General features: G+C 70.4%; 11 protein-coding genes. 6 read left to right on the top strand and 5 right to left on the bottom strand.

Annotated features, from left to right (window positions below; translation table 11 throughout):
• Positions 1 to 39 precede the first annotated feature (39 nt).
• The 3 genes from JOE53_RS00790 to JOE53_RS00780 are packed head-to-tail and all read left to right on the top strand — an operon-like array spanning position 40 to position 4,234.
• Positions 40 to 2,568 (top strand): circularly permuted type 2 ATP-grasp protein, encoded by a 2,529-nt coding sequence (locus JOE53_RS00790; protein WP_204946470.1) that lies wholly within the window; start codon positions 40 to 42, stop codon positions 2,566 to 2,568.
• Positions 2,565 to 3,494, top strand: a complete 930-nt coding sequence (locus JOE53_RS14610; RefSeq protein ID WP_204946469.1) for a transglutaminase family protein — start codon at positions 2,565 to 2,567, stop codon at positions 3,492 to 3,494. Before JOE53_RS00790 ends, JOE53_RS14610 begins: the two co-directional genes overlap by 4 nt.
• On the top strand, positions 3,491 to 4,234 hold the full coding sequence (locus tag JOE53_RS00780) for a gamma-glutamyl-gamma-aminobutyrate hydrolase family protein (RefSeq protein ID WP_204946468.1): 744 nt from the start codon (positions 3,491 to 3,493) through the stop codon (positions 4,232 to 4,234). The genes JOE53_RS14610 and JOE53_RS00780 overlap by 4 nt, the downstream gene beginning before the upstream one ends.
• A gap of 159 nt (positions 4,235 to 4,393) precedes the next feature.
• Here the strand turns inward: JOE53_RS00780 and JOE53_RS00775 are convergent, their stop codons facing one another.
• On the bottom strand, positions 4,394 to 6,919 hold the full coding sequence (locus JOE53_RS00775; protein WP_005050649.1) for an ATP-dependent Clp protease ATP-binding subunit: 2,526 nt from the start codon (positions 6,917 to 6,919) through the stop codon (positions 4,394 to 4,396).
• 257 nt (positions 6,920 to 7,176) lie between these two features.
• On the opposite strand from JOE53_RS00775, the gene JOE53_RS00770 reads away from it, so the two are divergent.
• Positions 7,177 to 7,932 carry a hypothetical protein gene (locus tag JOE53_RS00770; RefSeq protein ID WP_204946467.1) on the top strand — a complete coding sequence of 252 codons (756 nt, stop codon included), beginning with the start codon at positions 7,177 to 7,179 and terminating at the stop codon, positions 7,930 to 7,932.
• Complete coding sequence (locus JOE53_RS00765) at positions 7,929 to 8,159, top strand: helix-turn-helix domain-containing protein (protein ID WP_061682780.1); 231 nt, start codon at positions 7,929 to 7,931, stop codon at positions 8,157 to 8,159. Before JOE53_RS00770 ends, JOE53_RS00765 begins: the two co-directional genes overlap by 4 nt.
• Positions 8,160 to 8,246: 87 nt before the next feature.
• Here the strand turns inward: JOE53_RS00765 and JOE53_RS00760 are convergent, their stop codons facing one another.
• The 4 genes from JOE53_RS00760 to JOE53_RS00745 form a co-directional block, all read right to left on the bottom strand.
• Positions 8,247 to 9,233, bottom strand: coding sequence for an endonuclease domain-containing protein (locus JOE53_RS00760; RefSeq protein WP_325168435.1), 987 nt, complete (start codon positions 9,231 to 9,233; stop codon positions 8,247 to 8,249).
• A 167-nt stretch (positions 9,234 to 9,400) separates the two neighbouring features.
• Entirely contained in the window at positions 9,401 to 10,015 is a 615-nt protein-coding gene (locus tag JOE53_RS00755) for a hypothetical protein (protein ID WP_061682781.1), read from the bottom strand.
• A 252-nt stretch (positions 10,016 to 10,267) separates the two neighbouring features.
• Complete coding sequence (gene cls / locus JOE53_RS00750; protein ID WP_204946466.1) at positions 10,268 to 11,728, bottom strand: cardiolipin synthase; 1,461 nt, start codon at positions 11,726 to 11,728, stop codon at positions 10,268 to 10,270.
• 50 nt (positions 11,729 to 11,778) lie between these two features.
• Positions 11,779 to 11,991 (bottom strand): hypothetical protein, encoded by a 213-nt coding sequence (locus JOE53_RS00745; protein ID WP_204946465.1) that lies wholly within the window; start codon positions 11,989 to 11,991, stop codon positions 11,779 to 11,781.
• Between the two features lie 116 nt (positions 11,992 to 12,107).
• On the opposite strand from JOE53_RS00745, the gene JOE53_RS00740 reads away from it, so the two are divergent.
• On the top strand, positions 12,108 to 13,241 hold the full coding sequence (locus JOE53_RS00740) for a DUF4192 family protein (protein ID WP_204946464.1): 1,134 nt from the start codon (positions 12,108 to 12,110) through the stop codon (positions 13,239 to 13,241).
• Positions 13,242 to 13,244: the final 3 nt, after the last annotated feature.

Here is a 13,244-nt window from a genome sequence, read left to right as displayed (position 1 = left end):
TGTATTGCCCCCTACGCTGGAGCCGGGAAGGACTTCGCCGTGAGTGTGTTGCGCGACTATGCCGCGACGGTGTCGCAGCCGACGCTGCCCTTGTCGCCGTCGGCCGAGGCGGTTCGCTACGACGAGTTCGTGGATGCCGACGGCTCGCTGCGCCCCGGGTGGAAGGCGCTGGCGGCGCACGCCTTGAGCCTCACCGGCGAGGATCTGCAGCGCGTCGACGGCGAGATCGCCCGTTTCCTCGCGGACGACGGCGTCTCGTACCTGCGCGGCGACTCCGGACCGCAGCCCTGGCAGCTCGATCCGGTGCCGTTCGTGTTCGACGCGGCCGGCTGGTCGCCGTTGGAGGTGGGCCTCGCGCAGCGCGCGGAGCTGCTGAACGCGCTGCTCGTCGACCTGTACGGGCCGCAGAACCTGATGCGCGAAGGCATCGTGCCGTCGGCCGTCGTGTTCGGCCACTCCGGTTTCACTCGACCGTTGGCGCGCGCCAGCGCCGTGGACCCTCACCCCCTGCTGCTCGCCGCCACTGATCTCGGGCGCGACGCCGAGGGCGAATGGCACGTCCTCGCCGACCGCGTGCAAGCACCGTCGGGCCTGGGCTTCGCCGCGGAGAACCGTCGGGTGATCTCGCAGGTGCTGCCGGACCTGTTCCAGGAGGAGAACCTCCACCGCATCGATCCGTACTTCTCGGCGCTGCGCGCGGCGCTGCTGTCGTCGGTGCCGGCTGAGATCGACGATCCCCGCGTCGTGATCCTCTCCCCCGGAACCCTCAGCGAGACGGCGTTCGACCAGGCCTTCCTGGCAAGCGCGCTCGGTTTCCCCCTCGTGCAGGGCAGCGACCTCGTCGTCCGCGACGGGTTCGTCTGGATGAAGCCCGCCGGCTGGCCCCGCACCCGTCCCGCCGACCGCATCGACGTCATCATCCGGAGAGTGGATGCCGCGTGGTGCGACCCCTTGGAACTTCGCGGCGACTCGCGGCTGGGCGTCGCCGGGCTGAGTGAGGCCGTACGCCGCGGCCATGTGCGCCTGGTGAACGGCCTCGGAGCCGGCGTGCTGGAGAACCCGGGGCTGCTCCCCTACCTTCCGGCGGCGTGCGAATACCTGCTCGGCGAGCAGCTGCGCATCCCATCGGTGCCGACCGTGTGGTGCGGCGAGCCGAAGGCCCGCGACAGCGTCCTGTCCCGCCTGCGCGCGGGCGACCGCGGTCTCATCGTGCGCACGATCGACGAACCGCGCAAGGCGTTCAGCGAGATGTCGGCCGACGACCTGATCGCGCGAGTCCAGTCGGCTCCGCACCGGTTCGTCGGGCAGGACCTGCTGCCGCTCTCGCAAACCCCGGTCTGGTCGAGCACCGACGATCTCGGTGCGCGTATCGACGCGCTGCCGTTGACGCTCCGCGCGTTCGCGTTGCGCTACGGGTCGGCGTACCGCCCGCTCGTCGGGGGTCTGGCGACCGTGCGGGAGAGCCCCGACGCTCTGCCGCGGACGAAGGACGTGTGGGTACTGAAGGCGTCGGAGGACGACCCCGACCAGAACCTGACCGAGATCGCACCCGCGCCCACGGCCCGCAGCATCCCGCCGCTGGCTCCCCGCGCACACGCCGACATGTTCTGGACCGGCCGCTACGCGGAGCGCGCGGAAGATCTGCTCCGGCTGCTGTTGACGGCGAAGACCGAACTCGACCAGCCGCGCGCCTATGTGGCGGGCCGGCTGGCCGAGAGCCCCCGCGTGCTGTTGGACGTGCTCGGGCGCCTGGCCGGCATGCGTTCGCTCGACCCCGAGGCGGAGTTCCGATCGCTGCTGCTGGACGTGCGCCGCCCCGGCTCGGCCGCGCACGCGATCGCGCGCCTGCGCGAGGCGATGGAAGGCGTCCGCGACCAGCTCTCCGGTGACACCTGGCGGGTCTTCGCGACGATCGATCGCGCCACCCGTGCACTGCGCGGCTCCGCGCACCCGCACCGGACGGCGGAGTCGGGGGGCCGGATGCTGTCGGCCATGCTGTCGCTGTATGGCATCACGGCGAACATGATCCGCGACACCGGCTGGCACATGATCGAAGCGGGCCGCTTCCTCGAGCGCGGGCTTCAGCTGTCCGAACTGCTGGCGACGGGTCTGGCTGAACGCCATGCTCCCCGCGCCGAGCGGAGCGTCTTGGAGGCGGTGCTCCTGGCCGCCGAGAGCGTCGTGACGCACCGCCGGCGCTACCGCGGATCGATGCGGGCGGCGGACGTGCTCGATCTGCTGTTGCTCGATCACAGCAACCCCCGCTCGCTTGCGTTCGCTCTCGCACGTCTGCGCGAGCATCTGGCCGCCATGCCGGCATCCACGGGCTCGACCCGCGCGGAGCGCCTGCTCGATCACCTCGAGACGGAACTCGCGGCCATCGATGTCGCCGCGCTGGATGCCGTCGAGAACGGTCGACGCGATGCGCTCGTCGAGTTCTTGGCCGGCGTGACGGCGCAGCTCGAACAGCTCTCGGATGCCGTCACCCATCTCCATTTCGAGAGCGGACCGCCGGCCGTCGCGATGACCGAGCTGTCCCTCGTCGAGTTGATGGAGGCGCGCGCGTGAGGCGTTACCGTGTCTGGCACCGCACCGCCTACACCTACGGCAAGCCCGTGCAGGACAGCGTCGGCCAGTTCCATCTCGTACCCCGCGGCCTGCCCTGGCAGGAGGTCACCGAAGCGAGCGTCCAGGTCGACCCGGCGCCGGGCGACATCGCGCCCGACACCGACGCGTTCGGAAACGCGGCCACCTACTTCCACCTCACCGACCCGCACGAGGCGCTGACGATCACCGCGTCGAGCGTGGTCGCCGTCGAGACGCCCGCGTACGATGCCGAGGCGCTCGCGCGCCCGTGGGAGCAGGCTCGGCCGATGCTGAACACTCATCTGCCCGAGGCGTGGCGGGCCGTCGAGTACGCGCTGGAGTCGCCGCGGGTGCGCCACGAACCGGAGGCCGCGGCGTACGGTGCCGTGTCGCTCACGCCCGGTCGGCCCATCGGCGAGGCCGCGACCGATCTGATGCAGCGGATCTACCGCGACTTCGACTACGACAAGACCGCGACCACCGTCACCAGCACCGTGGCCGATGCGATGCGCGCACGGGCCGGGGTCTGCCAGGACTTCGCGCACGTCGCACTCGCGTGCCTGCGCTCGCACGGGATCGCCGCGCGCTACGTCTCGGGCTACCTGGCCACCCAGCCGCCGCCCGGCAAGGAGCGGGTGTTCGGCGCCGATGCGTCGCACGCCTGGCTGGCCGTGTGGCTGCCCGGCACCGACCAGTGGCTGGCGATCGACCCGACGAACGATCAATGGGCGAACGACCGTTACGTGACGGTGGCGTGGGGACGCGACTACGGGGATGTCGCGCCGGTACGCGGCATCATCTTCACCAAGGCGAAGAACTCGACGTTGCGCGTCTCGGTCGACGTGGCTCCGCTCGGCGAGGCGACGCCCGCTTCCTCCCTCCCTCCCGCAGCGACAGGAATCGTATGAGCGCGCCCACCGCCGGCCGACGGCCCGTCGTCGGCCTCACGACCTACCTCGAGCGCGCCCAGCAGGGCGTCTGGGATGTGCGGGCGGCGTTCCTGCCCCAGGTGTACCTCGACGCGATCACGGCGGTCGGCGGCGCGGGGGTGCTGCTGCCACCGCAGCCCGACCCGGATGCTGCCGCCGACGCGGTGCTCGACGGTCTGGACGGGCTGGTCCTCACCGGCGGCCTCGACGTCGATCCCGCTCTCTACGGCGCCGCGCCCCACCCCGAGACCGACGAGCCCCGCACCGATCGCGATGCGTGGGAGTTGGCGCTGCTGGCCGGCGCACGTCGTCGCGGGATGCCCGTTCTCGGCATCTGCCGGGGTCTGCAGCTGGCGAACGTCGCCGCGGGTGGCACACTGCACCAGCACCTGCCCGACGCGCTGGGCACCGGTCGCTACCAACTCGGCGGCGGCGTGTTCGCGACGAACACCGCGACGGTCGAAGACGGCACACGACTGGCGGACATCGTCGGCGCCGGCGACCTGTCGGTGCGCAGCTACCATCATCAGGGCATCGACCGGGTCGGCGACGGTCTCGTCGTCAGCGCCCGCAGCGACGACGGTCTCCCGCAGGCGATCGAGACGATCGAAGGGCCGTGGTTCGTCGCGGTGCAATGGCACCCCGAAGAGGATGCCGCCGACCGGCGCCTGTTCGCCGCGCTCGTCGCCGAAGCCCGCCGCTTCCACGCCACGCGGTAGGCGTTCCGACACGCTGCGCTCGCTCAACGACCGGACAGGACCCCACCCGGTCGTTGAGCGAGGCGCGCCGCGCCGAGTCGAAACGCGCCGCGCCGCTGCGCGGACGCCGAAGGGGCGGATGCCGCAGCATCCGCCCCTTCGTACAGTGATCGAACCCGGTCAGCTTCCGGCGACGATGTCCGGCGTGGCCTCGATGGCGCCCGCGGCACCGACACCCACCGCGACCTTCTCGCCGCGGGGACCGTGCTCGAACAGGAAGGTGCCGTTCTCGGCATCCACCTTGACGTGGTCACCGGGGTTGAGCTCGCCGTGCAGGATCCGCTCGGACAGCTGATCCTCGACCTCGCGCTGCATGGCGCGGCGCAGGGGGCGGGCGCCGAGGGTCGGGTCGAACCCGATCTCGATGAGGCGGTCCTTGGCGGCGTCGGTGAGCTCGACCGTCATGTCACGGTCGAGCAGACGCTCGCTCAACCGCTTGGTGAACAGACCGACGATCTGGCGGAGCTCCTGCTTGTTGAGCTGCGGGAAGACGATGACGTCATCGACGCGGTTGAGGAACTCCGGCTTGAAGTGACGCTTCAGCTCCTCGTCGACCTTGCCCTTCATCCGCTCGTAGGTCGTTTGCGAGTTGCCTTCGACCTGGAACCCGACCGGGCCGCCGGCGATGGCCGACGATCCGAGGTTGGTGGTCATGATGATGACCGTGTTCTTGAAGTCGACGACGCGGCCCTGACCGTCGGTCAGGCGCCCCTCTTCGAGGATCTGCAGCAGCGAGTTGAAGATGTCCGGGTGAGCCTTCTCGATCTCGTCGAAGAGCACCACAGAGAACGGCTTGCGCCGCACCTTCTCGGTGAGCTGGCCGCCCTCTTCGAAGCCGACGAACCCCGGAGGGGCACCGAACAGCCGCGAGACGGTGTGCTTCTCGCCGAACTCGCTCATGTCGAGCGAGATCAGCGCACCCTCGTCGTCGAACAGGAACTCGGCGAGCGCCTTGGCCAGCTCCGTCTTTCCGACGCCCGTGGGGCCGGCGAAGATGAACGAGCCGCTGGGACGCTTCGGGTCCTTGAGGCCGGCGCGCTGACGACGGATCGTACGGCTGAGCGCGGCGATCGCCTCCTCCTGGCCGATGACACGCTGGTGCAGCGCCTTCTCCATGAAGACGAGACGGCTGGTCTCCTCCTCGGTGAGCTTGAAGACGGGGATGCCGGTGGCCTGTGCGAGCACCTCGGCGATCAGACCCTCGTCGACCACCGCGTGGCTCGCGACGTCGCCGCTGCGCCACTGCTTCTCGAGGCGCAGACGCTCGGCGAGCAGGGACTTCTCCTCGTCGCGGAGGGCCGCGGCTTTCTCGAAGTCCTGCTCCTCGCTGGCGGTCTCCTTGTCCTCGCGGACCTTGGCGATCTTCTCGTCGAACTCGCGCAGCTCCGGCGGGCTCGACAGGATCGACAGACGCAGGCGCGCGCCGGCCTCGTCGATCAGGTCGATCGCCTTGTCGGGCAGGAAGCGGTCGCTGATGTAGCGGTCGGCCAGGTTCGCGGCGGCGACGATCGCGCCGTCGGTGATCTGCACCTTGTGGTGCGCCTCGTAGCGGTCGCGCAGCCCCTTCAGGATGTTGATCGCGTGGGGCAGGCTCGGCTCTGCGACCTGGATCGGCTGGAAGCGGCGCTCGAGGGCGGCATCCTTCTCGAAGTGCTTGCGGTACTCGTCGAGGGTCGTGGCGCCGATCGTCTGCAGCTCGCCGCGGGCCAGCAGCGGCTTCAGGATCGAGGCGGCGTCGATCGCGCCCTCGGCAGCGCCCGCACCCACGAGGGTGTGGATCTCGTCGATGAAGACGATGATGTCGCCGCGCGTGCGGATCTCCTTGGTGACCTTCTTCAGGCGCTCCTCGAAGTCACCGCGATAGCGAGAACCGGCGATGAGCGAGCCGAGGTCGAGCGAGTAGACCTGCTTGTCCTTGAGCGTCTCGGGGACGTCGTTCTTCACGATCGCCTGGGCGAGTCCCTCGACGACGGCGGTCTTGCCGACGCCGGGCTCACCGATCAGGACCGGGTTGTTCTTCGAACGGCGCGAGAGGATCTGCATGACCCGCTCGATCTCCTTCTCGCGCCCGATGACGGGGTCGAGTTTGTTGTCGCGCGCGGCCTGCGTGAGGTTGCGGCCGAACTGGTCGAGCACCGCCGAACCGCCCTGGGCGGCCTGCTGGTTCTGCTCGCCGGCACCGGCGGCGACGCCCGCGGGCTCCTTGCCCTGGTATCCGCTGAGCAGCTGGATGACCTGCTGGCGCACCTTGTTGAGGTCGGCGCCGAGCTTGACGAGCACCTGGGCGGCGACGCCCTCGCCCTCGCGGATGAGACCGAGCAGGATGTGCTCGGTGCCGATGTAGTTGTGGCCGAGCTGCAGCGCCTCGCGCAAGCTCAGCTCGAGCACCTTCTTCGCACGGGGCGTGAAGGGGATGTGGCCGGTCGGCTGCTGCTGACCCTGGCCGATGATGTCCTGGACCTGCTCGCGGACGGCGTCCAGCGAGATCCCCAGGCTCTCGAGCGCCTTGGCGGCGACGCCCTCGCCCTCATGGATGAGACCGAGCAGGATGTGCTCGGTGCCGATGTAGTTGTGGTTGAGCATCTTCGCCTCTTCTTGGGCGAGGACGACCACACGACGGGCACGGTCCGTGAATCTCTCGAACATGTCAGGCTCCTCCGGGTGCCCAGTGTTCTGGCACCTACGTAGAGGCTAACGAGAGGCGGATGCCCGCATGCCCGTGTTCGCTGGGGGCGTGATGCCCCGGGGGGCTCTGCGCCCGCTCGCCGGCGCCGTGTTGCGGGTGCGTGCGTCCCGGTCCCGCACATCGGCGCCTCCGAGCCGCCGCGTCGCGGTGCTTGACCGGGGCACCCTTCGGGCCATATCGTTTCTCGATAACATCGACTATCGATATGGAGGATGCCATGAGCGTGGGAGGCCAGAACCTGTGGGCGTCGGTGCTGTGGTTGGCGCTGTTCGTGGCCGTCGCCGCCGTGATCGTGCTGATCGTCGTGTGGATCGGGCGCCGTCGCGGCAGCACGACGATCGCGTTGGATGCCGCGGACACGCTGTCGCGCGTATGGCTCGCCGCCGTCGTGCTCGGCGTCATCGCCGTCGTCATCCAGGGGTTCCAGCCGTTCGTCTCGCTGGCCGACGTGCCCGCGGCCCTCGACTGGCCCGGACGACCCGACGGCAGCATCGCTGTCACCGGAGACGTGCCGACTCTCGAATCCGCCACCGCACGAGCCGTCGACATCACCGCCGTCGGCGTCACCGCGGGAACCCGCGCGGCGATCGCCACCGGGGCCCTGCTGAGCCTCGCGCTGTGGGCGCTGCCGGCGGCGATCGTGCAGGTGATCACGCGCCAGACTCTGACCGGTCGCACGTTCGCGCGTCGGACCGCGAGCGCCCTCACCTGGGGCGCCATCGGCTTCCTCGTGTTCGGCACGACCGCCGACGTCGCCCAGCAGATCGGGAGGAATCTGCTCGCCCGAGAGGTTCTGCCCGCCGCGCACTCCGGTGGGGCGCTCACCTCGTTGGACTACCTCTCGCTCACCCTGCCCCTCTGGCCGGCGGCGGTCGCCCTCGCCCTCGCGGCGCTCGCGACCGTCTTCCGCTACGGCGCGGCCCTCGAAACCCAGACCGCTGCGCTCCGGCGCGACACCGAGGGGCTCGTGTGAGCCCTGCCGAGGACGACGAGCTCAGTGGCATCCATTGTCGACTCGACGAGCTGCTCGCCGAGCGCGGCATGACGCTCGCGCGGCTCAGCGAGCTTGTCGGGGTGTCGGTCGTGAACCTCTCGATCCTGAAGAACGACCGAGCCCGCGCGATCCGCTACTCGACCCTGTCGGCGATCTGCCGCGCGCTCGACTGCCAGGTGGGCGAGTTGCTCGTGCGCGCCGACTGACGGCGCTCGTGTAGGTTCAGCGGCGCCGATGTGCGGGTGATGCGCCGTGGCATCCACGATTCGACGCCACTGAAGCCGCGCCACCGGTCACCCGCGCGCGCCGACGGCGCGCCGGATCCGCTCGATGAGCCTCGCGGGGTCACGGAACACCTCCGACTTCGTGACCCGGATGACGCGCCACCCCGCTTCGACCAGGCGATCCATGCGGGCGATGTCCTCCGCCCACTGGGCGGGATCGGTGAGGTGGTGCTCACCCTCGTACTCGATCGCGATCTTCAGCTCGGCGTAGGCGAGATCGACCTGAGCCAGCCACCGGCCCTCCTCGACGACGTCGTAGTTGACCTGCGGCTCGGGGAGCCCGGCATCGACGACGGTCAGACGCAGCCACGTCTCGGCCCGTGAACGCGACCGCGTGCTCACCCGGGGGATGGCGATGCGCAGCAGATCGCGACCGACGCGACGGCCGGCGTGGAGCGCGCTCGTCAGGTGCCCGACCGAGGTGAGAGCGGGCGGGTCGCGGGGGTGCAGCGGCTCGCGCACGGCGGCATCCGCCACCGCGACGAGGTCGTAGAGATGCGGCATGCGCGCCGCGAGCATCGCCACGGTCGACGCAGGGCTCGCCACCCGCACCCGGCGCGCGGGATGGGTCACGACGTGGGCGAGACCCCTCCTCACCGTGTGTCCGGACACTCCGACGGATGCCGGGGCGCGCCGCGGCGCGAACACCGAGACGTCGAGACCGCTCGTGCGCACCGACGCGATGGGCAGCGGCAGCCCCCAGAGCACAGACGCCGCCGCATGGCTGAAGAACTCGTGTTCGGTCATTCGGCAGGCGTACTGCTCGACGAGTTCGAGCACCGCCGCTTCGGGACTGACCTCTATCCTGCGGCCGAGCGGCGCGACACGGACACCGTGGAACGGGTGGCCGAGGTCATGAGCGCGCAATCGCGACGCCGTGACACCGGCGGCGCGCGCGTCTGCGACGGCGAAGGCCGGGCCGAGCGACCTCGGCAGAGGTTGGCGATGCATCCAGCCACCGTGCCCGGCTCCGGCGCGCTCGACGCCGTTGTCCACAGGACGAGCGCCGCGCCCCCGCAGAAGCCGCCCTGTGGAGGAGGCGATCACGCCCGTTCGGCGGCGTCGATGTGCGGGTGTTGCGCCGCGGCATCCACGATTCGGCGCCGGCGAACCGGGCCCCGCCGGCGAACCGGGCCCCGCCGGCGAACCGGCAGCCGCCCGCGTCAGCCGATCACGGGCACCGTGACGGGCGTCGCGAACTGGGCGTCGGCGCCCGACAGGGTGATCGTGGTGCCGTCGTCGTCGGCGCCGAGGCCGGCGACCGAGACGAGGGTCGCGCGGGGCGCCATGTCCATCGTGCAGGGCTTGTCGTCCTGGTCGGCGAAGGTCACCGTGACGTTCTTGGGGTCGGATGCCGAGACCTCGGACACCACCGGGGCGCACGAGGACGACCCCCACGTGAGCACCGCGATCAAGTCGTCGTCGACCCACCCGGCCGACGGGGCGTAGTCGGTCGCACCGCCCGCGACGAGCCCGGCGACCCCGTCGAGGTCGGTGTCACCGCGCGTCCCGTGCGCGTCCGTGACGACGAGGTCGAGGTCCTTGGTCGGGACGACGCCCTCGGGCACCGGCACGAGGGTCACGCGGGGCGCGTAGTCGGCGGTGCACGCCGTGTCGGCCGGCCCGTCGTCGAGCGTGACCGCGAGCGCGCCGTCGGCCTGCACCGTGGCATCCGTCGCCGTCGGCACGCATCCGGACGAGCCCCACGTGACGAGCGCGATCTGACGGCCGCCGTCGAGCCAGCCGGCCTCGACTTCGAGCTCGCCCGCGGGCGTCACGGCGCCGGGGGTGCCGGAGGCGTCCGAGCCCGGGGTCGCGCCGGATGCGCAGCCGGCGAGGAGCAGCGCGCCGGCGCCGATCAGGGCGAGAAGCGACAGAGAGCGAGATGCGGCGGTAATGGGATCATCCTTGCGTGTTCGGGTCGACGATGCACGGAACGTGCGGCGGACGACGCGGGAGGGTGCACCTACTCGAACAGTGTCGCGTGCGAGGCATCCGTCTCACCTCACATCGGTGCGGGTCGCCGAGCCTCACTGCAGCGCCGAGGTGAGCCGGGCCAGATTGTCGAGCACGGTCGAGCGCAGGGGCTGCTTCTCCCACTCCTCGAGTGTGAGCTCGCGGCTCAGCGCCCGATACTCGTCTTCGACGGCGCGCAGTTGCGAGACGAAGTCTTCGCCCCGCACGAGGAGGGAGATCTCGAGGTTCAGACCGAAGCTGCGCATGTCCATGTTGCTCGAGCCGATGACGGCGACCTCGTCGTCGACGGACATCGACTTGGAGTGCAGGATGAACGGCTTCTCGTACATCCAGATCTTGACGCCGCCGCGCAGCAGCGCTTCGTAGTAGCTGCGCTGCGCGTGGTAGACCATCGCCTGATCGCCCTCTTCGGACACGAACAGTTCGACGTTCACGCCGCGTTGGCAGGCGGTCTGGATGGCGAGCAGCAGCCCCTCGTCGGGGACGAAGTACGGCGAGACGATGATGATCTTCTCGCGCGCGGAGAACAGCAGCGTCATGAACAGCTTCAGGTTGTTCTGGAACTCGAACCCGGGACCGGAGGGGATGACCTGGCAGTCGAGGTCACCGCTGCCGGTGTGCACCTGGAACAGTTCGATGCCCTCGAGGATCTCGTCGGTCTCGCTGTACCAGTCGCTGAGGAAGACGGCGTTGACCGACGCCACGACCGGCCCCTCCAGACGCGCCATCATGTCCACCCAATGAAGTCCCCGCTTGATGTTCTTGCGCAGGTTGTACGTGGAGTCGGTCACGTTCTGCGAACCCATGAACGCGATGTGGCCGTCGACGACGAGGAGCTTGCGGTGGTTGCGCAGATCGGGACGCTGGTACTTCCCGCGCAGCGGCTGCACCGGCAGCATCAGCTGCCACGTCGCTCCCATCGCATCGAGTCGCCGGCACGTCTGCGCGTAGAACGGCTTGCCGCGGTTGGCCCAGTGATCCAGCAGCACCCGCACGACGACGCCGCGCTTCACGGCATCCTCGAGGGCATCGAAGAATCCGGCCGTGGTGTCGTCGCACTGCAGGATGTAGAACTCGGCGTGCACGTACGTGGTCGCCTGACGGATCGCCGCCGCCATCTCGTCGATGCTGTGTTGATAGCCGGAGATGATGGTCGCGGCGTTCTCGCCCGACAGCGGCATCGCCCCGAGGTTGCGGTTGAGACGCACGAGCTGCGCAAACCACAGGGGCGGGTCGGGGCGGAGGGTTCCGAGGTCGAGCCCGTGACTCGTCGTGCGGATGTAGTCGTTGATCTGCTGCTGCTTCTTGCGGCGCTTGCGAGGCAGCCGAGGATTGCCGATCAGCAGGAACAGCAGCACACCGATGATCGGGATGAAGTAGATCGCCAGCAGCCAGGCCATCGCGGCCGTCGGGCGGCGGTTGCGAGGCACGATGATGATCGCCAGGATGCGCACGGTGACGTCGGTGACGAAGACCAGGATCACCCAGGCGAGCGCCCATCCGGTCTGATCCACGTCGCTCTCCCCGCTGTCGGACTCCGCTCAGCGTATCGAGAACGGGCGACTCAGGTGGCGCGCGGCGCCTCGGGGCTCGCCGGGTCGGCAGCGCCGACGGGCGGCAAGCCGCGCTTGGCGCGTTCTTCGTTCTCGATGCGCGCGTAAACGCGGCGCTCGGAGCGATCCATCCGGATGATGGCGCGCAGCACGAACACGAACAGTCCCAGCACGACGACGGTCGGCAGCAGCGACCAGGCGACGGCGGTCCAGTACGAGTCCATGGCTCCATGGTACGCCGCCGCGTGCAGGCTCCTCCCCAGACGCCGCGTGGTCACGGGTTCTCCACGGCGGCGCCGCCTCCCCGCATCCCTCGCGGCGAGAAGCCCAGACTCTCCGCATGTCCACGATCGTCCGCGCCGCCGATGCGGCACAGTTCCTCTCCGTTCTTCCCCACCTGCTCGGCTGCACGCCGCGCGACAGCATCGTGGTCGTCCCCCTGTTGCAGGGGCGCACCCTCGGCGTGATGCGGGTCGACCTTCCGTCCGAGACCGCGGCGGCCGGCGCCGCCGCCAGCATCATCGGCATGGCCTGTCGGATCGTCGACGTCGAGGCGGTGATGCTGGTCGTCTACACGGATGCCGAGATCAGCACCGATCCGTCGCCCGTTCTCCCCCACCGCGCCGTCATCGCCGCCCTCCGGACGCGCGCCGACGAGTGCGGGCTGCCGGTCGCGGAGGTCTTCGTCGTCGCCGCGAACGGCTGGGGCTCGGCGCTGTCGAATCGGCTGCCGCCCGGCGGCCACGACCGCGCACGCATCGCCCCGCGCGACGATCTGCCGCCCGAAGCCGTGGACGGCCCACCCGCGGTGGACCAGGCGGCCGGCGCACAGTTGCCGATACCCGGCGCTGCGCGTCGGCGGGCCGTCGGACAGGCGCTGCGGTCGCTGGACGCGGCACTCGAGACCATCTGCGGCATCCCGCGGGTGAGTGGGGCCGCGCCCGATCGCATCGACCCGGCGGCGCTGGAGGCCGCGTGCGCGCTCGACGACCTCCCGGCGCTGTTCGAGCGCGCACTGTCGTGGAACCCGGATGATCTGGCTCCCATGGATGCCGCGTCGATCGGCTGGTGCCTCGCCCGGGCAGGGCTCCGCGACGTCGCGCTGGTGCAGTGGGCGACCGATGTCGACGGCGGAGATGCCGCGATGGAGGCGCAGCGGCGCTGGGAGGACGGCGAGCTGTACCCGAGCGATCTCGCCGAGGTGATGTGGGGAGACGGCCCGCGCCCCGACGCGACGCGCCTGGACGCGGCGCTGCGCCTGGCGCGCAACGTCGCCGCCCTCATGCCGAAGAAGCGCCGGGCGGGCGCTCTGGCGGTGTGCGGTTGGATTGCCTGGGCGCGTGGGCGCTCCACCCACGCCGACGCCTACGTCCGCCAGGCCCTCCACGCCGACCCGCGGCACGGCCTGGCCGAGATCGTCGGGTCGTTCGTCGCCGCCGGACATCTGCCCGATTGGGCGTTCCGTGCGCGGTAGAGG

The sequence above is a fragment of the Microbacterium laevaniformans genome, assembly GCF_016907555.1.
Lineage (GTDB): Bacteria > Actinomycetota > Actinomycetes > Actinomycetales > Microbacteriaceae > Microbacterium > Microbacterium laevaniformans.
Note: the sequence above shows the minus strand (reverse complement) of the source record. Positions and strands in the feature narration are given on the sequence as shown.

What these genes read in the sequence shown, in the direction of transcription:
- JOE53_RS00740 (WP_204946464.1), top strand. Translation starts at nt 12,108, where the DNA reads ATGTCCACGATCGTCCGCGCCGCCGATGCGGCACAGTTCCTCTCCGTT.
- JOE53_RS00770 (WP_204946467.1), top strand. Translation starts at nt 7,177, where the DNA reads ATGAGCGTGGGAGGCCAGAACCTGTGGGCGTCGGTGCTGTGGTTGGCG.
- JOE53_RS00775 (WP_005050649.1), bottom strand. Translation starts at nt 6,919, where the DNA reads ATGTTCGAGAGATTCACGGACCGTGCCCGTCGTGTGGTCGTCCTCGCC.
- JOE53_RS00780 (WP_204946468.1), top strand. Translation starts at nt 3,491, where the DNA reads ATGAGCGCGCCCACCGCCGGCCGACGGCCCGTCGTCGGCCTCACGACC.
- JOE53_RS00745 (WP_204946465.1), bottom strand. Translation starts at nt 11,991, where the DNA reads ATGGACTCGTACTGGACCGCCGTCGCCTGGTCGCTGCTGCCGACCGTC.